Origin of the sequence: Flavobacterium sp. GSB-24, from assembly GCF_027924665.1 — a bacterium.
Classification (GTDB): domain Bacteria; phylum Bacteroidota; class Bacteroidia; order Flavobacteriales; family Flavobacteriaceae; genus Flavobacterium.
The window spans coordinates 1-22,074 of the sequence record NZ_AP027044.1 but is presented as its reverse complement, the minus strand read 5'-3'; the positions used below and the strand labels follow the sequence as shown (position 1 = coordinate 22,074).

General features: G+C 29.4%; 18 protein-coding genes. 3 read left to right on the top strand and 15 right to left on the bottom strand.

What is annotated here, in order from left to right:
* The first annotated feature begins 3 nt into the window (after positions 1-3).
* The gene (locus tag QMG60_RS22435; RefSeq protein WP_281868000.1) at positions 4-9,054 is read left to right on the top strand and encodes a TraQ conjugal transfer family protein; all 9,051 of its coding nucleotides are present in this window, start codon (positions 4-6) and stop codon (positions 9,052-9,054) included.
* Positions 9,055-9,209: 155 nt separating this feature from the next.
* On the opposite strand, the gene QMG60_RS22430 is transcribed toward QMG60_RS22435, so the two are convergent.
* Positions 9,210-9,695, bottom strand: a complete 486-nt coding sequence (locus QMG60_RS22430; protein WP_281867999.1) for a hypothetical protein — start codon at positions 9,693-9,695, stop codon at positions 9,210-9,212.
* Between the two features lie 175 nt (positions 9,696-9,870).
* Between QMG60_RS22430 and QMG60_RS22425 the strand changes: the two genes are divergently transcribed.
* A complete protein-coding gene (locus tag QMG60_RS22425; protein ID WP_281867998.1) occupies positions 9,871-10,194 on the top strand; it encodes a hypothetical protein in 324 nt (107 codons plus the stop codon).
* A gap of 37 nt (positions 10,195-10,231) precedes the next feature.
* On the opposite strand, the gene QMG60_RS22420 is transcribed toward QMG60_RS22425, so the two are convergent.
* The 13 genes from QMG60_RS22420 to QMG60_RS22360 form a co-directional block, all read right to left on the bottom strand.
* Positions 10,232-10,825 carry a hypothetical protein gene (locus QMG60_RS22420; RefSeq protein WP_281867997.1) on the bottom strand — a complete coding sequence of 198 codons (594 nt, stop codon included), beginning with the start codon at positions 10,823-10,825 and terminating at the stop codon, positions 10,232-10,234.
* Positions 10,826-11,051: 226 nt separating this feature from the next.
* Positions 11,052-11,471, bottom strand: a complete 420-nt coding sequence (locus QMG60_RS22415) for a hypothetical protein (protein WP_281867996.1) — start codon at positions 11,469-11,471, stop codon at positions 11,052-11,054.
* 258 nt (positions 11,472-11,729) lie between these two features.
* Positions 11,730-12,353 (bottom strand): M23 family metallopeptidase, encoded by a 624-nt coding sequence (locus QMG60_RS22410; RefSeq protein WP_281867995.1) that lies wholly within the window; start codon positions 12,351-12,353, stop codon positions 11,730-11,732.
* A gap of 727 nt (positions 12,354-13,080) precedes the next feature.
* Positions 13,081-14,154, bottom strand: a complete 1,074-nt coding sequence (locus QMG60_RS22405) for a RepB family plasmid replication initiator protein (protein ID WP_281867994.1) — start codon at positions 14,152-14,154, stop codon at positions 13,081-13,083.
* Positions 14,147-14,371: a hypothetical protein gene (locus tag QMG60_RS22400; RefSeq protein ID WP_281867993.1), complete on the bottom strand. Its 225-nt coding sequence runs from the start codon at positions 14,369-14,371 to the stop codon at positions 14,147-14,149. Before QMG60_RS22400 ends, QMG60_RS22405 begins: the two co-directional genes overlap by 8 nt.
* A 261-nt stretch (positions 14,372-14,632) precedes the next feature.
* A complete protein-coding gene (locus tag QMG60_RS22395; RefSeq protein WP_281867992.1) occupies positions 14,633-14,932 on the bottom strand; it encodes a hypothetical protein in 300 nt (99 codons plus the stop codon).
* Positions 14,933-14,993: 61 nt separating this feature from the next.
* On the bottom strand, positions 14,994-15,335 hold the full coding sequence (locus QMG60_RS22390; RefSeq protein WP_281867991.1) for a hypothetical protein: 342 nt from the start codon (positions 15,333-15,335) through the stop codon (positions 14,994-14,996).
* A 121-nt stretch (positions 15,336-15,456) separates the two neighbouring features.
* The gene (locus tag QMG60_RS22385; RefSeq protein ID WP_281867990.1) at positions 15,457-16,599 is read right to left on the bottom strand and encodes an LPD29 domain-containing protein; all 1,143 of its coding nucleotides are present in this window, start codon (positions 16,597-16,599) and stop codon (positions 15,457-15,459) included.
* 16 nt (positions 16,600-16,615) lie between these two features.
* Positions 16,616-17,014 carry a hypothetical protein gene (locus QMG60_RS22380; RefSeq protein WP_281867989.1) on the bottom strand — a complete coding sequence of 133 codons (399 nt, stop codon included), beginning with the start codon at positions 17,012-17,014 and terminating at the stop codon, positions 16,616-16,618.
* A 220-nt stretch (positions 17,015-17,234) separates the two neighbouring features.
* Positions 17,235-17,714, bottom strand: coding sequence for a thermonuclease family protein (locus QMG60_RS22375; protein ID WP_281867988.1), 480 nt, complete (start codon positions 17,712-17,714; stop codon positions 17,235-17,237).
* Between the two features lie 181 nt (positions 17,715-17,895).
* Positions 17,896-18,540: a recombinase family protein gene (locus QMG60_RS22370; RefSeq protein WP_281867987.1), complete on the bottom strand. Its 645-nt coding sequence runs from the start codon at positions 18,538-18,540 to the stop codon at positions 17,896-17,898.
* A 237-nt stretch (positions 18,541-18,777) separates the two neighbouring features.
* Positions 18,778-19,104, bottom strand: coding sequence for a hypothetical protein (locus QMG60_RS22365; protein ID WP_281867986.1), 327 nt, complete (start codon positions 19,102-19,104; stop codon positions 18,778-18,780).
* Positions 19,105-19,291: 187 nt separating this feature from the next.
* On the bottom strand, positions 19,292-20,065 hold the full coding sequence (locus QMG60_RS22360) for a hypothetical protein (protein WP_281867985.1): 774 nt from the start codon (positions 20,063-20,065) through the stop codon (positions 19,292-19,294).
* 75 nt (positions 20,066-20,140) lie between these two features.
* Between QMG60_RS22360 and QMG60_RS22355 the strand changes: the two genes are divergently transcribed.
* On the top strand, positions 20,141-20,983 hold the full coding sequence (locus tag QMG60_RS22355) for a nucleotidyl transferase AbiEii/AbiGii toxin family protein (protein WP_281867984.1): 843 nt from the start codon (positions 20,141-20,143) through the stop codon (positions 20,981-20,983).
* Here QMG60_RS22355 and QMG60_RS22350 read toward each other — a convergent pair.
* Positions 20,970-21,842, bottom strand: coding sequence for a hypothetical protein (locus tag QMG60_RS22350; RefSeq protein WP_281867983.1), 873 nt, complete (start codon positions 21,840-21,842; stop codon positions 20,970-20,972). The genes QMG60_RS22355 and QMG60_RS22350 overlap by 14 nt on opposite strands.
* Positions 21,843-22,074 lie beyond the last annotated feature (232 nt).

Sequence of the window (22,074 nt, the reverse complement as noted above, 5' to 3'; positions counted from 1 at the left end):
AACATGAAACAATTTTATAAAAGTATTACCTATTTATTCCTTTTTGCAATCATATTTTTAATGGGTTGCACCAAAGATATAGACATCGAAGACGAATTCAGTTTTGAATTTGAAATAACCGCAAATCATGAAGGTTTTGTATATGAAACAGCCCCTCTTGATATTGTTATCAAACCTAAAAGAGTAGTTTCTGGAACTACATATGAAATAAGTTATGTTCTTGAAAAAGAAGAATCTCACCTTGAAACAAAATCACCAACTACTGTAATTAAACCTTCAGAAAAACATGATCTTGGAGAAACTTTAGAACATGAATTTAATTATCTACCTACAACAGTGGGTGATCATGTAATGATTATTACTATAAAAGATAATCATGGTATTGAAAAAACTCAAAAATTTGAGTATAAATCTAAATACGCACCATTTACATTTTTATTAACCCCAAATTTAAGCACCTATACTATTAACGCAAAAGGGGCGATGACTTCTACACTTATCAGAAAAGAAAATGATAGTTTTAGATTTAGTTATACTGTTACAAATGGTACAGGAATTATATATGATGGTGAAACACCAATTGCACCAGGAGAAACTTATGAATTAAAAAGTGGTGTTAAACAATTACATTATATGCCTACTACATTAGGTTTGCATACAATTACAGCTTTTGTAGTTGCAGATGATAAAGCTGAAATAGCAAGACAAGTTGAAGTAATGGTAGACAACGTACCTTTTACTTTAAGCGCGACAGCGGCTACAACTTCTGTAAATGCTAACCAAGAATTGGTTATAGCAGTTGATTTATCAGAACAAATAAGAACTAATGGAGTTAAATATGAAATTTCGCATTCGTATGACCCTAAAGGAATAGCCGGAGTAATTAAAAATCCTGCTGGAGTTGCTGTACAAGCGGGAACTACTGCACCAATTGAAGTAGGAACACATCAATACAGATTTAAACCTGCGGGGATAGGTGTTTCCACTATTACTTTTAAAATTAAAGATAGTAATGGCCAGATTAAAGAAGCAACAGTAATTATAACAGTACAAAATGTACCTTTTTCTTTTACTGCAATTCCTGCAGAGAAAACTATATTATTAAACAAAAATGCTGTTATTAATTTTAATCTAGTAACAAACTCAAACGATACTAGCGGATTAACTTATAAATTAGTTTATAGTCCAATAGAAGGAGACGGTACATTGACAGCATCGGATGGAACTGTGCTTAAATCAGGAACTCCATTTACAGTAGACAAAGGAACATTTAATTTTAATTATTTACCTAAAACACTAGGTAGTCATAAATTAAATTTTGTAGTTACAGATAATAACGGAGAGCAAAGAATGGCTTCGGTAGAAATGAATACCACACATACTGGTGTTACATTCAATGTTTCTAGCGTTACTCAAACCTATGTAAATCAGTCTGTACCATTAAACTTTACTATTACTCCTCAAAGTGCCGGAGATTTAGATTATAAAATGAACTACTATGTTAGTGGTGGAGAAGGAGTGCTTAAAAATGGAGAAACTGTTATTACACCAGGAAATTTTATTGATGTTTCTAGAGGATCTTTTTCATACCGATTTACACCAACAATTGCAGGAAATTATGTTTTCACATTTGAACTTAAAGACAGTAATGGACAAATAGTTAAAAAAGAACTTACGGTTGTAGTATTAAACAATAAATTTACTTTTACACCAACACCTAGCCAAAGTGTTTTTGTAAATGAAGAGAACATATTTAATTATGCTCTTGTACCGACTGGAGATTATTCCGGAACAACTTATAACGTTTCATATTCAATTGAATCTGGTCAATTAGGTTCATTCTTAAAAGATAATCAACCAATTCAGCAGGGTATTCCAGTTGTTGTTACTCCTACTGCTTTTAAATTAGTATATAAACCAACTTCTGTTGGAGAGCATAAAATACATTATGTAGTTACAGACAGTAATGGCCTAAAAGAAGAAATTACTCAAACTGTACAAGTTGTTGCATCGAATTATAAATTTAGCATTCAGCAAAGTAATACTAAAATTTATAAAAATAATCCGGATGCATTAATTCTAAGTTTATCACAAGATCAGATTAATCCAAGGATAAAATATGTATTAAATTATACAATTACTGGTGTTGGGCAATTATTAGAAAATGGTGTTCCTGTTGTGAACGGAAGTGAAATTACTCCAGGGAATAAAAACTATAGTTTTGTATCAGATCAAAGCGGTAATAGCAAGATTGATTTTTCTATTAAAGACAGCAATGAAGTATCACACACTCAAACAGTTAATTATACTGTTGTAAATACTGATTTTGCATTATCAACTACTGGTGACGGAACTTTAAATCTTGGTAAAACTAAAGCTATCAATTACTTCATTTCACAAGTAGTTACTGATAATACAGCTACATATCAGGTAAGATTCTTATTAGAAAATGGCGGTACTGGTTCAGGGGTTATAATAAAAGATGGGGTAGAAGTACCATTTGGAAGTTTTACTGATTCTAAACTTGGTGTAACAAACCTTCAGTTTAAAGGAACACAAGTTGGACCGGTAAATGTAAAAGTGGAAGTAAAAGACAGTAATGGAGTAGTCCATACTTCTACGATAGCTTTTAGCGTTGTAGAAATTGGTTATACATTCTCAGGTGCTTCACAAAGCAATGAAATTTTTATAACTGCATCTACTAACATCAATTTTGATATTACAGAGACAGCTCCATCTGAAACAGAATATGAGTTTAAATATGCTGTAACAAAAGGTGAAGCTTTAATCAAAAATGGAACAAAAGAGATTTTAGCCAATACATGGGAAAGTGTGAATGTTGGTTCTTTCAACAGAACATTTGTTGGAACAAAAGACGGAGAAACATTAATTGAGTTTACTGTTAGAAACAAAACAACTTCTATACAAAAAACTCAAACAATAAAGGTAAACGTAATTCCATCTGAATATACATTTAATGCATCGGCAACAAGTAATAATGAGCTTACGAAAGTGCCTGTAAACGTTAACTTCAACGTAAACCAAGTAGGAGGTAGCGCTGATTCTTACCAAATGGTTTTCAATACTTCAGGAACAGGAACATTTGTATACAATAATATTACTTATACACAGGGACAAATGATACCATTCATTAGTGGGCCATCTTCAGGAAAATATATTGGAACATCAAGTGGTAACCACAATGTAAGTTTTACAGTAACTAATCAAAACAATAAAACAAAATCATCACAAGTAAATATTACTTATAAAAACAATGATTTTACTTTATCTACTTCAGGTGATGGTTCTTTAAATGTTAACCAAGAGAAAAACTTCAATGTATTTTTATCACAAAATGCGAGTGATAATGATATAACTTATCAGGTTAAATATACAATAGGTTCAGGTTCTATCGGAAATGGATATATTACTAAAGCAGGTTCTCCAGTAAGTCTTGGTACTTACGAAGAAATCAATAAAGGGACTACTCAATTGACATTCCACGGTACAGAAGTAGGAGCTATTTCAGTACTTGTTGATGTAAAAGACAGTAATGGTATTGTACATTCTGCAACATTAAATTTTAATGTTAGAGGAATTTCATTTGATTTCACAGGAGCTTCGCAAGACAACAGTATTTTTGTTACTTCAAGTACTAATCTAAACTTTGATGTTACAGAAACTGCCACTTCAGGAACTGCTTATGAAATGAAATATGCATTTACAGAGGGTAATGGCCAGATTAAAAATGGAGCAAATCCAGTTATGGCTAACCAATGGGAAAGTGTAAATATTGGTTCTTTCAACAGATCATTTGTTGGAACTACTGTAGGAACTGTAAAAATGTTATTTACTGTTAGAAATAAAACTTCATTAGTTGAGAAAACTCAAGTTGTTACAGTTGTGGTTACAGCATCTGATTACACATTCGCAGCAACAGGCACAACAAATAACCAAATTACTAAAACACCGGTTAACGTTAATTTTAACGTAAATCAAGTTGGTGGTGGAGCTGATACTTATGGAATGACATACACTACTTCAGGAACTGGAACTTTTGTTTATAATGGAACAGTATACACTCCAGGAGAAGTTATTCCAGTAACAAAAGGATCTTCTAATGGTCAGTACATTGGAACTACTGGTGGTGCGCATGACATTGTATTTACTGTAACTAATCAGGATGCTAAAACTAAAACAGCAACTGTTAAGCTAAATTATATCAATAATGATTTCACATTATCAAGTTCAGGAGACGGTTCCGTAAATGTGAATGCTTCCAAAACATTTAATTTATTCTTATCTCAGTCTACTACAGATAATGCAATTTCATATGAAGTTAAATATACTATAGGTTCAGGTACTGTAGGAACAGGTACTATTACCCAAGGCGGTGTGGCTGTTCCTTATGGTACAGGAGTGCAGATTGCTAAAGGTACTACTGTATTAGTCTTTAACGGTACTGCAGAGGGAGCTGTTATAATAAATGCAGAAGTAAAAGACAGTAATGGTATAACACATACAACTGCTTTAAACTTTAATGTAAAAGGAATCTCTTATAATTTTACTGGAGCTCCTCAAGATAACAGTATTTTTGTAACATCTTCAACTAACTTAAATTTCGATATTTCAGAAACTGCTCCTTCAGGAACAAATTATGAAATGAAATATGCTTTTACAGAGGGTAATGGCCAGATTAAAAATGGTTCAAATCTAGTATTAGCTAATCAATGGGAAAGTGTAAATGTTGGCGCATTCAGCAGATCGTTTGTTGGTACTAATGTTGGTACAATTAAAGTATTGTTTATTGTGAGAAACAAAACAACTTTGGTGGAGAAAACTCAATTAATAACTGTCGTAGTTACAGCTTCAGATTATACTTTCTCAGCAACGGGAACAACAAATAACCAAATAACTAAAACACCGGTTAACGTTAACTTTAACGTAAATCAAGTTGGTGGTGGAGCTGATACTTATGGAATGACATTTACTACTTCAGGAACTGGAACATTTGTTTACAATGGAACAACATATACTCCAGGAGAAGTTATTCCAGTAACAAAAGGATCTTCTAATGGTCAGTACATTGGAACTACTGGTGGTGCGCATGATATTGTGTTTACAGTAACTAATCAGGATGCTAAAACTAAAACAGCAACTGTTAAGCTAAATTACATCAATAATGATTTCACATTATCAAGTTCAGGAGACGGTTCACTAAATATAAATGCATCAAAAACATTTAATTTATTTTTATCTCAGTCTACGGCAGATAATACAATTTCATACGAAGTTAAATATACTATTGCATCAGGTTCTGTTGGTAATGGTACTCTAACAAATGCAGGAACTGCAGTTGCTTATGGTAACTTTCTTCCAATTGCAAAAGGTACTAGCGAATTAGTATTCAATGGAACAGCTGAAGGAGTAGTAATTATCAATGCAGAAGTAAAAGACAGTAATGGAATTACTCACTCTACTGTACTTAACTTTAACGTTAAAGGTATCTCTTATGATTTCTCTGGAGCTTCACAGGATAACAGTATTTTTGTAACTGGTTCTACTAATTTAAACTTTGATATTTCAGAAACTGCTACTTCAGGAACTGCTTATGAAATGAAATATGCTTTCACGGAAGGTAATGGCCAAATCAAAAATGGTGCGAATTTAGTATTAGCTAATCAATGGGGAACTGTAAATGTTGGTTCTTTCAACAGATCATTTGTTGGTACTAATGTTGGTACTGTTAAAGTATTATTTACTGTCAGAAATAAAACATCTTTAGTTGAAAAAACTCAATTAATTACAATTGTAGTTACTCCTTCAGATTATACTTTTTCAGCAACAGGTACAACAAATAACCAAATTACTAAAACACCGGTTAACGTTAATTTTAACGTAAATCAAGTTGGTGGTGGAGCTGATACTTATGGAATGACATTTACTACTTCAGGAACTGGAACATTTGTTTACAATGGAACAACATACACTCCAGGAGAAGTTATTCCAGTAACAAAAGGATCTTCTAATGGTCAGTACATCGGTACTACTGGTGGTGCGCATGATATTGTATTTACTGTAACAAATCAGGATAATAAATCTAAAACTGCAACAGTAAAATTAAACTATGTGATTAATGATTTCACTTTGTCAAGTTCAGGTGATGGTACTTTAAATATAAATGCTGCCAAAGCATTTAATTTGTTCTTGTCTCAGGCCACAACTGATAATAGTATTTCTTATGAAGTGAAGTACACTATTGCTTCTGGTTCTGTTGGTAATGGTACAATAACTAAAGCAGGAATTGCTGTTCCTTACGGTACATATCAAACAATTACAAAAGGAACTTCTGAACTGGTATTTAATGGTACAGCCGAAGGAGCTGTAGCAATCAATGCAGAAGTAAAAGACAGTAATGGAATTTCACATACTACTGTTCTTAATTTCAATGTAAGAGCAATTTCATATAATTTCACTGGAGCATCACAAGCTAATACAATTAATTTAGGTGCTAATACACCACTTACTTTTGATATTACTGAGACAGCACCATCAGGTACTGACTATGAAATTAAGTATGAATTACAGCAAGGAAATGCAGAAATTAAAAATGGAGCAAGAACTATGACTGTAAACCAATGGGAAAGCGTTAACGTTGGTTCATTTAATAGAACATTTGTTGGTACTACTGCAGGAACAATTAAATTATTATTTACAGTAAGAAACAAAGTAACTTTAGTTGAGAAAACTCAAGTAATTCAAGTTGTTGTATCTCCTTCTGAATATACATTTACTGCAACTGGAACAAGTAACAATGAAATTACAAAAACACCGGTTAATATTAATTTTAATGTAAATCAGATTGGTGGTGGTACAGATACTTATAGTTTAACTTATTCAACTTCAGGTACAGGAACATTTGTCTATGACAATGTAACATATACTGCAGGTCAAGTTATTCCATTTAGTGTAGGTGCTTCTAATGGTAAATACATTGGAACTACTGGTGGTGCGCATGATATCACATTTACTGTTACTAATCAAGACGGAAAAACGAAAACTTCACAAGTAAAATTAACTTACGTGAATAATGATTTCTCTTTGTCTACATCAGGTGATGGTTCATTGAATATTAGTGAATCTAAAGACTTCAATGTATTCTTATCTCAAAATACTCCTGATAGTTCAATAGGATACCAGGTTAAATATACTATTGCATCAGGTTCTGTTGGTAATGGTACAATTTCACAAGGCGGTGTAGCTGTTCCATACGGTAATTATGAGAACATTTCAAAAGGTACATCACAATTAGTATTTAATGGAACTGCGGCAGGTAAGGTAAACATCACTGTTGAAGTAAAAGACAGTAATGGCTTAGTTCATACTTCTCAATTAACTTTTGAAGTAAAAGCTATTTCTTATACTTTCTCAGGTGCAACTCAATATAGCTCAATTTATGTAAATGGAACAAATCCTATTACTTTTGATATTACAGAGACAGCGCCATCAGGAACTGAATACGAAATTAAGTATGCATTAGCTCAAGGTGATGCAGAAATCAAAAATGGTGCATTAACAATGACTGCTAATCAATGGCAGAGTGTAAACGTAGGTTCATTCAATAGATCATTTGTTGGAACAACTGTTGGTACAGTTAAAGTATTATTTACAGTAAGAAATAAAACTACTTTAGTTGAAAAAACTGAAACAATAACAGTTGTTGTAAATCCTTCTGAATTTTCATTTAATGCAGTTAGAGCAAATAATGATCAAGTAGTAAATACATCTATTCCAGTTAATTTCAACCTTACTCAAACAGGAGGTTCGAATGATACTTATAATATGACATTCACTACTAGCAGTACTGGAACATTTACTTACAATGGAGTTGAATACACAGCTGGTCAAATAATTCCATTTGTGGAAGGTGCATCAACTGGTTCTTATAAAGGAACTAAAGCCGGTAAACATGATCTAGAATTTACTGTAGTAAATCAAATTAATTCAAGTAAAAAATCTGTAGTATCTGTATCTTTCATCAATAATGATTTTACATTATCAACTACCGGTGATGGAACTTTATTTGTAAATCAAACTAAAGACTTATCAATTTTCTTAAGTCAATTAATTCCTGATAACACAATTACTTATGAAGTTAAATATTCATTCGATTCTGGTACAGTTGGAAATGGAACTTTGACAAATGGAGGAACTGCAGTTTCATTAGGTTCTTATCAGCCTATTGCTCTTAACTCAACACCAATTGTATTTAAAGCAACTACTTTTGGTAGAGTTTATTTACTAGTAGAAGTTAAAAACAGTAATGGCCTTATGAAGTCAAGTACAATTATGCTTGATGTGAAAAATGCAGATTTCATCTTTACTGGTGGAGCTCAAACTAATATTACAACTGTAAATACTCCTGCACCGCTTTCATTTGAATTATCTGAAGTAGTTCCTTCAGGTACTGATTATGAAATGAGCTACAACATTACTCAAGGAGCGGGTACATTAAGAAATGGAGCAACAAATCTTACTCCTTTTACATGGTATCCAATTTCAGTAGCTAATTTTGCTAGAGATTTAGTACCTACTTCACAAGGTAATGTAACAGTTGTAGTTACAGTGAGAAACAAGGTTACTTTACAAACTAAAAACGTAACAATAACTATTGAATCTTACCAAAAACCAGTTCTTACAAATATTAGAACTGCGATGAGAACAGGAGGTTCTTATAATTGTGGTGGTGGAGCTTGTGATAGAGATTATGACTATATGTTGTCATTCTCTTCGACATTAAATTCCGGTGCAACAATTGCTAATATTAAATTATCAGTAGCTGATAGTAATCATAGCAACACAATGAGAACATTTGTTATTACACAGTTTGTACATAACTTCTCAGGATATATTCAGATTATGCACCAGGGATGGGAATTAAGCGAATACTGGGAATTTAATGGAAAACCTTATACATTGGTTGTAACAGATAGTAATGGTTATAGTAATACCTATACTGGAACATGGACAAATAGTGAATCTGATTTCCAATAAGAATTAATAAATAGAAAAAGAAAGGGGTGCAAATAGCATCCCTTTTTTATTTATTAAATATGTAGCTTAGATAATATTAATTTTAAATTATAAAACATTAGCAAAAAAAAAGATACCCGTTAAGGGTATCTAATTCAATTGATCGTGGAACTATATTATTTTACTGCAGTCATTCCGTAAACAACATTTTGTTTTAAATCAGCATCGTAAACTTGATATTGGTAAGTTTTAGAACCATTAAAGTCAAAAAACTCAATATTTGTAAGTTCTCCTGAATTTTCTCCATTTAAGAACAAAGTAATTTTCTTAGCAGTTTTATCCAATGTATAGGTGAATACTAAATTAGTTTCAGAACTTGAACATTGTGTACCTTGATTAATAAAAGAATAATTTTTTTCAGTGATTTCAATTAAATTATCTAAAGTACAAGATTTATAACCTTCTTTCTTTAAATCATTATTTTTAACACCATCACCATTAAGGTCAACTGCTTCCTGAACACTCACAGCTGTATAAGCATAAGTACCTTTTAAGTTTCCTTCAGTTACTCCAGTATCAGGATTGTTATCATCATCTTTAGAGCATGAAGCTAATACAATTAGAGAAAGTGTCACACCTAGTATTCTTACAATTTTTTTCATTTTGCTTAATTTTATTTATTAATATTATTTATTTGGGGTTATTTTCTATATTCGCCAATTTTTGCGCAAATATAAGTTTTTTTTTATATTTCTTATCGTTAATATTTTTAACACATTTCAAAAGTAGTTAAAATTTTTAATATATTTGTCAAAAATTAATGTAAATCTTTATCCTATGAAAAATTTAAAATTACTTCTTTCTTTAGTTTTAGTTATCAGTGTCATTTCTTGTAAAAAAGAGGTTTCTGAAAAAGACAACTTAAAATCTATTAAATCATCAGTTGTAAAAAAGAACATCGAAAAAGAAAACTTTGAAAAAGAAGTTCTTCCTTTAGTTCAAGAGCTTTATGAAAAAGACAGCGTAAAATACAGTATGCTTAATCATATTGCTAAAAAGGCTTCAAAAGAAAAAAACAAAGAAATCTTTAAAATGAACGTTGCTAATCTAAAAGATGAACTTGTTTATTATAAAAAAGAAATGGAGAACGAAACAAAATAATCTCTTTTTAAACCTCTCAAATCGAGAGGTTTTTTATTTAAAAAAAAGATAACTGAACTGGTCTATTTCCTTTTGCTTTTTCTATTAATTCAACAGCTTCTTTTATTACAGCATTTGCAGAACTCCAATCATGTTCTTGATGAAATTTGATTACTCTTTGACAAGCATTTATAATAGCTTGTTCTTTTGTTTCAAAGATTCCTCCCCAAACACTAATTCCATCTACATTACCTCCAGTATTAGTTTGACACCATATACCATTTGTCCATTTTCCATTTAAACCTACTGCTACCTGTATATTATTTAAATCTTTCCAACCATTTTTATGAATGTAAACTAATATTTCTTCTTTCTCTAGGAAAACTGGTCTTTCAATCCAACCATATTCGTCATATACTATATTTTCAAAACCAAATTTCAAATTCTGCTTATGTTTTCTGTAGTTTAATATTATCTTTCTCGGATGATCTCCAAATGATTCGAAATAAGAAATAGTTTTAATATCATTTAGCCAAATTGCTCTTAAATATTCGGCATATGCTTTTCTTTCACAAAATGAAATATGTATATCTTTTATTTCCTCAAATTTTTCAAACTTTGATTTATTTATATATTCCTGTTTTTGAGCCATTTCCTTTGCTTTTTTGTTCTATTCAAAGATACGGCTAATATGTATTTTATTAAAGTATTATACTCCAATAATGACCAAAAATAAAAAACGTTTTTATTCCCTAAGGTTCATTAATATGTGCAGCATCAATGATAGATAAAGTGTAAATCAAATCGATTTTTTATAGTTTTTTCTGCTATAAAAAATCTTTTATTTGTATAAAAATTAAAAAATACCAGGAAAAAAATTAAAGTTCCGGAACAATTAAAAGTTTCCCTTTATACTTGTTTTTAAGCAGGTTAACGAGATCATTAATAAACAAAGTTCTTGTATATAAAATATCTCTTTCAATTCTAAAGCAGATATAATTCTCAATCCATTCAAATACTAAAACAGGCACTAAAATTGAAGTTTTTAAGCCTTTAACAGGTGTTTTGCTAGCACCTCTCTTATTAAATCGTCTTGTAATATTTTTTCTTTCCGGAATATTAGGATTTTTTTTCTGAAGAATAGCCACACTTTCAAGAATAGCATCAGTTAAACAAAATTTTAAATGCCCCTGTACAATTTTGGTGTAAACCAATTGAGTTATATATTTTTTACTTTCATCAGAAATAATAAATGAAAGTTTTACTGGTTTTTCTATGATTTCTTCTTTGATATCCATCTATAAATTTTGTAATTCAAATATACGATAAAGTAAATTAAAATTGAGTATTATACTCTATTAATTCAGCTATTACTGGAGATAATTTTACTTATTTTTTTGGTTAAAATAATGCTTTCATTATGTAGATTCATCCATAAATCAAACTCTTTTTTTGGAAGATATTTAAGTTGAGTATTTTTTAAATTATTTCTTTTAAAAATGATCCGCATTTCTTCCTGGAGCGCAGCTCCTTTTCTAAATAATATTTCGATGTTTTCATTCTCCAATGTGCAGAAATTTTTTAGGATTTATGTATTTTCCATTTTTTAAAATTTCATAATGTAAATGAAATCCTGTAGAAGCTCCAGAATTCCCTAAATAACCAATAATTTGACCTTTTGAGACACTTTCTCCTGCTTTGACAATAAAGAGACTTAAGTGGAAATAACGTGTTTTAAAACCATACCTATGTTTTAGTTCAACTGAGTGTCCGGCTTTTCCATTAAAAAATTTACTTTTTAATACAATTCCATCAGCTGAAGCATATACTGGTGTATTTTCTTTTGCAATGATATCAACGCCATTATGAGCTTTCATTTCTCCTTCTAATGGATGAAGTCGTTTAGAACTAAATCCAGATGAAAGGCCTGGTTTAACTTTTGGATTAATTGGATTGATATTAGGATAATATTTAAAAATGCTCGGAAATTCATCTTCAAATATTTCAATTTTTTTCAGATCTGCGGGCGTTGACGATAAATTAATATATTGTTCAATTTTTTCTGTTGCAGAAACTTCTTTTTTTTGGGAAAAACAACTTAGTGATATAGCCAACATAACTAATACTGATCTGTTTTTATTCAAATTTCCCGAAATAAATACTTTTTTAAAAAACCGCATTTTTATAAATTTTAAAAATTCGAAACCTAAGGGAATGTGCAAAAATTCTTATTTCCCTTGGGTTTATTCTAGATTTCAATTTTGCGAAGCAAATAGAAGGTCTTAAAAAAATCATTTTTCTTGATTTTTTTATATCCTTATCAATATTTTTAATTTTTTTTTTAAGTTTTATATAGTTTTTAGCGAGCGACACAAAAACAACACTCAAAAATCCATATGCCTTGATTTATAAGGCTTAACATCTCTATTTTTCCCGAAATAAATACTTTTTTAGACTACTCATTTCCCCTATTAGGTACTTTTTCTTCCCCTACTAGGTACTTTCCTTCCCCTACTAGGTACTTTTTCTTCCCCAACTAGGTACTTTTAGACGAAAACACCTATATTTTTGCTACTAAACACATTCTAGAAAATATTTTTTATACAACTTTAAAACGTCATTTCTTATTTTATAAGGCTTTACCGGTATAAATTTCCCGAAATAAATACTACTTTCTTCCCCTAATAGGTACTATTTTTCCCGAAATAAATACTAAATCTTAAAATATCATCAGAATCCTTCCCGAAATAAATACTTTTTAACTGCAAATAATTCTTAGTAGAAAAAAAATAGATAAAATTCAAATGAAATGATAATGTTTTATGTTATATATATTTGACATACAATATTTTATATTTAAATATTTCCCAAATTAAATACTTCTTTCTTCCCTAAATAAATACTTTTTTACACAGAAGCTAATTGTTTATTCTTATGCTTATTTTCAATGTATCCATATAAAATTTCTTGAAGTTTTTTTAGATACACATCACCTTTTAAAGTCTGCAATTCTTTTTTTCTATTAATTGCAGCAGTTAGTGTATCATAACTGTATTTCTTGTAAATACCTGTTAATTGTCCAACTTGGATATCATTTAAAGAGTGCTTAGTCTTTTTATATCTAACAGCTTTGTCAATTCTATAATCAATGTCAGATTTAAGCTCCGGAGCAATCTTAGCGGTTTCATAAGCCACAATTGTAATTTTGTTTCCTTCAACTGGCCAGCTGTAATTAAATGACAATTCAGAATTAGCATCCAATGCTGTTTTAACCGGTTCTAAAATCTTTTCTTTTATTTTGGACCAGTACTTATAATTCGTGTTGAATTTTTCATTAATAGTATCCATGCGCATTTCACAACTGCCGGCATCTTGTTTAGATCGTCTAAGCGTGGTTAGAAATAGATAAAACAAATAAGCATGTAATGAAGAAATATTAAAGATTGAATTGGTAGCAATTCTATTATATCCTTTACTAATGTCTATAAAAATTCTATACCAATATTGATGCATATAAAATTTAGCGCCTTTATCTCCATCGTTGAAAACTAAATTACTAATAACAGAACTATGCAGTTCAACTTCCTTACCTTTAATTATTAATTTTTCTTCAGTAACAAATTTTAAAAGAAATTTCAGACCGTCTTTTGCATAATCATAATTTTTAGATCCTTTAGGAACTAAATCTTTCAGCTTTAAAAAAAACTGAACTTGATCATTTGTAGATTTCTCGGTAGAATACCAGTCTTCATCAAATAAATCTAATTGAGTTGTAGAAAATACCTGGTCTTTCTTCACAATAGATATTAAAACTAAAATAACTCGTAGAGCATGGATTGTCAATGGGTTATTTTCATCACTTCTTGCTTTCTCTAAAAAAGAATAAAGTCTTTGAGGGAACTGTGCCGATTCAGGTAAATTAGTTGCTAATTCAGTCGTATACTGAACCTTTGGCATTAAACTGCTTTTTATATTATCCATTATTTATATCATTTTTATTAATTTTAGAATTAAGCTTTGAAATTGTCTTAGTAAAGCTCTCTTCAATATCGTTTAATGGGGTTACAATAAATCGTTTCCCATTTTTTCCATTAATAATTAATACTTCTTTTTCAGCTACTTCTAAATAACCTTTAAGATTATCTCTAAAAGCTGTTACATTTACATTTACTGTTTTTAATTGTTTAGTAGTTGACATTGTTTTATCATTTAAATATTAAGTAATCAAATATACAAAAAACGTACGGAAAACGTACGGAATAAAATAAAACCCTTATCAATTATCTTAATAAGGGTTTACTACCAAAAAATAAAAAAATAAAAAAAACCAACCAATTACTATTTAACGTTCATCATGAATGCAAACATTAGTTTTACTACAAGCATGAAAAATTTAAAAGCAAATTTTATAATTCCTAATAATATTGTTAAAGCTACATTCATGACGTTTAATTTTTAATTACACAATGACTTTGGGTTTAATATTTGATTTGAACTCCAATGATCCAAATACTTCTTTGTTTAAATAACTCTCTAATTTTTCCTTTTCAAAAGGTTTAATTGACAACTGATTTTTAACAGCTTTTACTAATAACTTTTTACGGTATTTGTCTTCTAACTCTATCTTGTTCTCTTTTAAGATTTCGTATAGACAATTGACGATAAGTTTTGCTTTCTTGGCAACAATATAAAAACTGCCTAAGAATAACAACACAGCTAAAAATTTAAGAACTTCGAATATTACTACTTGTTTTTCCATTAAAATAATTTTCTTCAAATATATTAAAATTTTTAACATCTTTTTATTTTAGTTAATATTTTTAATTACTTCTATAAAAATTCTTTAACGGCTGATTAGGATTGTTTTCTATAAATGACTTTAGAAAAACTCCGTATGTTTTTGATATAATGGTACTAAAACTAAAAGCTTGAACATAAATCTTATGTCTTTTAAGAAGAATTAAAAAGCCTGGTGAAGGTTTAATTTCTGAGAATAAATAACCGTCTCTATCAAGTACTACAATTAATAATTTCTCTTCAACACTCAGCTCTTCATAATCTGAATCAAAAAATATTAAATCAACATCTTTTAAATAATTATTTGGTTGATACTCTACTATTGATATTTCTTCCTGATAATTCGCAAATTTTAAATTTTTCATAGTCCAGTTTCCTTTTATTTCCTACATAAAGATAGTGCAGAAATGTTAATTAATATAGTATTATACTCCGTTAATTGTCAAAAAAAACAATCGTTTTTATTCCCTTTGGTTAATATTTTTTTTAGAGATTTAAAATGTTTTTTAACTCTTCTTTTTTCTTATTTGAAAAAATCCAGCCTGCTTGTTTAATGTTATTATAAGTTAGATAGTTATTAAACTTACCTCCTAATTCCTTTAATTGATCTTTAATTTCTTTTGTATTGCCAAAAACAGCAACTGCTTTTAAACTATAGTCTACCAAGAAAATACTATTGTTAGATTCTTTACTAATTTCTGCAGTGGATTCTTCATTATTTTCAAATACAAATTCGAAAGAATCAGTAAAGCTTCCGGAGAAATTATTTTTCATTTGAATACATTTTACATTTACTCCAATTGGAAAAGATGTGTGTCTAAAAGTTTTATAAAAAATATCGCCTGCTTCGCTTGGATAACTATTACTTATACTTCCAATAATTTCTTGTAAATTTTCTTTACATCTAGAAACATGTTCACTAGCTGATCTTGAATAAAAAACATATTTAAAATCTCCGAATACTTTATTGAAATTTGATGGATTAGGGTCGCGGAAATCGCCTGTTTCATCTGTTGTATATCCTTCAAATTTTGAAGCAATTTCTTCTACTTTTATTTCTGCAGGGCCATCTGTCCAGGAAATATAATAAGTGCTGTAATGAGACTTTTTTACTGAAAATTTCACAAGAGGAAAATTCTTTTTCAAATCAGCTACTAAATTCTTTTTAGTAATGTTTTGATCGTCCTGAGTATTCACAGTTAAGTGAGGAAATCTTTTAGGAATCTCTTTTAATTCATTTTTATCAAAAGTTTCTTTTTCTTTTTCAATTTCGTTTTTAATATTTACAGCAATCTCAGCCTTTAAAATATAATCCTCTAAAATTGATTCTTCAATAGTGAGAAAATTGTCATCAAAATAATTTCCAATTCCAAACTTTTTGGAATGGGGTCTTGAATATTCCTCAAGAGTAAAAAAACCTGATTCAAAATCTGAAATGTAAACACACTTATATTGTCCAAATTGATTTCGAGGAGAAATAATAGCGCCTTCTCTTTCTGACATACCATAACCATAACAATAAATCTTGCATCCGATAGGCAGTTCCGGAATAGGTTTTATTTGTTCCATTGCTCCAGATTTTCCAAATAATGAAAATACTTTTGTTTCGCTTGTTATAATGTTTTTCATTGTGATATATTTTAAATTAAAAAAAGGCTAGCTGTTGTGATTCTATTGATTGATTAGGTTTTATTGTGAATGGTTCTCCGCTTATTACCATCTTACCATGTTTAGATATTATTTCTATTCCTTTATATCCTCTATCGAGTGTTCCCTCGATAATTCCTTTAACATGTTCATCATACGTGTAAACCTCTTCTTTGTAATATGATGCAGGCTCAACAGTATAAGCAGTAATCCAGTGGACTTGATCTTTAGAAGAGCTGCTTGATACTATAATTATTTTTTTATTTTGAAAATCCATAACTCTACATAGTTTTTTTTCAGGTATTAAACTACAAGAGTTGTTATCTCTAAATTTTTTCAAAAGGCTTGCTGAAGCAAAATATAAATCATTCATCGCTTGTGTTTTTCTTCTATTCAAAGATACGGTATAAATGTATTTTTACAGAGTATTATACTCCATTAATTAACTAAAAAAATATTTGTTTTTATTCCCTTTGGTTTATTTTTAAGTTAGTGAGAAACTTTCATAATAATGAGAATTTTCCAAAGTTAATGAGAATAATAATAAAAAAAAGAGCCTCAGAAAATGAGGAATGAAATTCTCCGAAGTCGAATTTTTAAACCTAAGGGGGAAAAATTTAATATTTGTTTCTCATTTCTTTTCTATATTCCCAAGGAGCTTTATTTTTATTACTGCTCCATAGACCTATTTTGTTTGCTTTAGCCGAGCGTTCTAAATTACTTAATTCAATTGATTTTGAATATTTTTTATAATGCCATCCAAAACCATTTTTAATTATCTCAGCTGATAGATACTTATTATCATAATACACTTTGGCAATACTCCTTCCATATTGATCAGTATCCACAATCTTGTAAGTAACGATTTTCAAAGCAACTTGATTGGATGTAAATTCTTTAGCCTTTTTACCAAAATCCTGACTGCTTTCCGGACAATCTACTTCTGCTAAACGTAAGGTGATTTGATTATTATCAGAATCCAGTAAAACAACTGTATCTCCATCTTTAATTCTAACAATTTTTCCTGATTGTGAATAAACGGAAATTGATATAAAAAGCGAAAGAAAGACAGTTAGATAAAAAGTATAGTTTTTCATTATTTATTTATTAAATAGAGATTGTTATTTAATTTGACAATTGGTTTGTTTTTAAGTCTGCTAATTCTATCACATACTAATTTTGATAGCAACGTTTTTGTTATAATAAAACCATCAAATGAAATTGATAAGCCAACTATACTATAAAAATATTTTTTTGCTTTTTCCACTTAACAATTTGTTATTTATTTTTTGATGAAATTTCTTTGATTTGATTATGGATATCGGTTTGATTAGTATCTGATTTATCAGCTTCTTTGGCTTTTATAAAAGAATCAACCCTATAAAAAGTGGTTTTGCTTATACCTGCATTTTCGCAGGCAGCTTCAATTGGAATGCCTTTGTTTTTATAAAAATGTAAAGCAGTTTCATATTTAATTTTTGTTCCTGGCTTAATACCTTTAGGCCTTCCTAAAGTTTGATTTCTTCGACGTGCGCTATCTAAACCTACTTTGGTTCTTTCACTAATCAGACTCCTTTCAAATTCGGCAAATGCACTAAAAATTTGCAAAAATAATTTACCATTTGCAGATGTAGTGTCAAATTCAGGTTCTGAAAGACTTTTAAATTTTACACCTAATAAATTAAATTTTTCTATTAACTCGATCATGTTACGCAGAGAACGAAAAAGACGATCAGTTTTGTATATAATTACTATATCATCTTTCCGAAGTATTGAAAGCATTTCTAAAAGTCCCGGTCTTTTATCATTTACTCCGGAGGCATGATCCTGAAATATTCTTTCACAACCTGCTCCTTCCAGTAACTGAATCTGAGAAGTAATATTCTGGTCCTGAGTTGAAACTCTAGCATATCCAATTTTCATTAAATTTCGTTATTTTAATTTTTAAAAAAGCTGTAAATAAAATAAGTGCCAAATATCAAAAAGCCACTCATTGACAGTATAAGAACTATATATCGACGCCAGGAATCATCAAAATAATCTCTTTCTGTAATTGCTAAAAATGACACAATCCCAATTATGCCGAAAATAATTGTTGCAATAGCTACTAAATAATGTTCCATATCTCTATTAAGCTAAATTTTTATCAAATATTAATAATTAGAACCAACCCAAAACCCATAGATTTTCATTTCTATGATACGGTTCATTTAAAGCAGAATTAGGAACTTGCTTTTTAAGTTCATCGAAGCGTGTTTTTAATTCTTCAGATGGATTTTCAATAAAGAAAGAAATACTTTCCCAACCATCATCAGACTTTTTTCCCCAACCGTGAACAACATTTTGCTTTGGATTCTTTTGATCTTCAGTTTCCCATTCACCCATATCTTTTGGCCATGATGGAATTATTAAGTCTACTAGTAATTCATTTTTAATAGTATTAAAAACTTGATAAGCTTTTTGTACAGAGGTGTAAGATAGTGCCATACTAATTTTATTAAAAAATTTAATTTTTGAAGTTCTTTAAAAGGAACGTTTTAGAGAACAAATCAAATGTAAGAAATTATTCTCACCCTGAATAATTATACAGTTCTTTTTTCCGTTCTTTTTAATAGTTTCATTAATAATACTTTTAAAACACTTTCTTCATGAAGAAATAAAATAACTTTGTAGATTATAGATTAGAATATTTTTTTGATAAACTAACGTATTTTAAAAGCTTAACATTTCCTAGTTTTTCTTCATTTTCTACTTTTGGATACTTTTCTTCAATTAAAAACCAAATAACCTGTGAATAATCAAGCAGGCACACAAGAAAGTTAATAGATCGAGGTATAAAATTCTCTTTTCCACCTAAATTAAAGTACATCGGCTCATCATCTCTATTACTTTCATCAGTAAGAAGTAGAATATGCATTAAATTTCCATGAACAGATTTTGAAAACTCTTCATAGGGTTCTTGCATTGAATCATAATATTCTCGAAATAATTTATCGAATTTTTGATTTTTGAATTGTATTTTCTTTAATGCCTTTGTCAAATGTTTTTCCTTTGGCGTAAGAGGTATAAAATCATCATTGTTTCTTAGCCCTGTTTTGGTGAAGTATTGAAAGAATTCATCATCATAAATCATTGTCAAAAGATTATTTAATTGCTCAAGCTGTGTACGTTCAATAATCTCCATTTGAAAATGAAAACCCGTTGCAAAAAGTTGTTTAATAACCAAAAAATTATTTGCAATTGATGTAGTGTAAGCAAGCAAATAAAGTTCTTTTATTGATTCTTTTGCATTATCTCTGATTCTATTACTAAGAATCATAAACTTGAAAAAACAATTATCTATGTGTTCGACAATATCTAAATGATTGTCAAAAGTATTCGTTGTAATTTTACTATGGGATTTGCCAAAGTTTTCTATAAATTCTTTTCTATTTTTTTCAGTTTTCATCTTTTAAATTTAAGCATAATTTATAAATTAAAATCAGTCTGCACTATCTTGTATATATTTGTTAAAACATAAAATATGATAGAAAAAATTAAAATGTTGACATTGCGTGCTTTAGTAAGTGACGAAAAACTAATGTATGGATTAGTATTAAAAGGAGGTAACGCTTTACAACTGGTTTATGAAATGACTGACAGAGCTTCGTTAGATATTGATTTTTCAATGTCCGGAGATTTTACTGAAAACGAATTTCTTTCTTTAAAAGCTAATCTATATGCAATATTAAATGCAGAGTTTGAGAAAGCCGGATTACTTGTTTTCGATATTGAGTTCATAGAAAAACCTAAACAGAATGCCGTGCAAGTTTGGAAGGGCTATCAATTATTATTTAAAATTATCGATGCAGATAAATTTGATCCCGCCAATATGAACGAAACGCGGAAATATGCTTATAAAATCTATGACAATAATTCAACTAAATTTATAGTAGAAATTAGTAGCTATGAATACACAGAATCTAAAAAGAAAGTTGATGTGGATGGTGCAATACTTTATGTATATACTCCGGAAATGATTGTTTTTGAGAAAATTCGGGCACTGTGTCAATCAATGCCAGAATATCAAGAAGTTGTTCCAACCGCTAGGGTAAAAGGTCGAGCAAGAGATTTTTACGATATTTGGAATATCTGCAGAAAATTTGATATAGATTTTGAATCGGAAGAAAACAGGCAAATGTTATCAAATATTTTTAATGCCAAACGTGTTCCTCTAAAATTTTTAGATTTATTGGAATCCCATAAAGATTTACAATTACAAAACTGGGAGAGTGTTGCAGCAACAATTCCTGTAGATCATAATAAGGGTTTTGACTTCTTTTTTAATTTTGTTATGGAAAAAATTAAATTAATTAAAAACCATTAGGATAATATAAGTTCCATTTTTCATCAAATTTCTTATTTGATATATTATAAGTAAGATAGAATTTTATATCCGTTTTTCTTTCTAAAAACAGGTTCGTATCCTCGATGGAGTATCCAGCTCTATCGAGATAGAACCCAATCAATTGATGATACGGATAAACATAATCTAAATGATCAAGATACTGAAGAACTATTTCTAGATTAACTTTATTTTTTGAATTAATAAAAGCTTCTAGAACTTCAAAAACACCACCAGAATAAGCAGGCCTTATTGTTATATCTATTAAAGTGCGTTCTAAATCACTATACCTAACTCCATTTTTATTAATTATTCCCACATGTAAAGAGCCAGTCTTTTTTTGAATCAAATAGTAACGGGTATCATCGATTTCAGATTTATAAATTTCAGATGATTGTCTTTGAGGTTTTGAAAAAGCACTATCTACATCTTCTTGTAAAAGCTCATTGTCATTTTCTTGCCATCCGGATTTATCATAGCTGATATAGACAGATTTAGGATTTTGTAATGTAAGTTGATGAATTTGAGCTGCAGAATAAAAACTTAAATAACCATCTTTTTTAATTGTTTGCGCAATCTGAGATTTATTTGCGCCTGGCGTTATAAAAATTTGTTTTATTGAACCTTTAGTTAAGTGCTTTAACTTAATCAATTCTAATATTTTACTCTTTTCTAGAAAATCAATAAAATGTTTTGGTGTCCTGTAATTTGCAATTTTCCAATCATCTCTATTTCTATGAAAAATTGAAATTAGATCTGCTGAAGTAAATGCCCCTATAGGATTATCTAACAAATAATTCAAAATTTGATCTTTTGCAGCTTCAAATGATTCTTTTTTCATATGCTTAGCAGATAGTATCATATATGATACTATCATGCAAAGTTATATAAATTAAAATTAAGATGCAAGTTTTTTGCAAATTTATGCGTCGTTAAATGTAATGAGGAACGATTTTTTAGTTTCGAAGTTATCTTTAGTAGATAGTATCATATATGATACTATCATGCAAAGTTATACTTTTTTTTCTACAAAGTCAAATATTTTGTTCTAATTCGGAACATTTAATAAAATA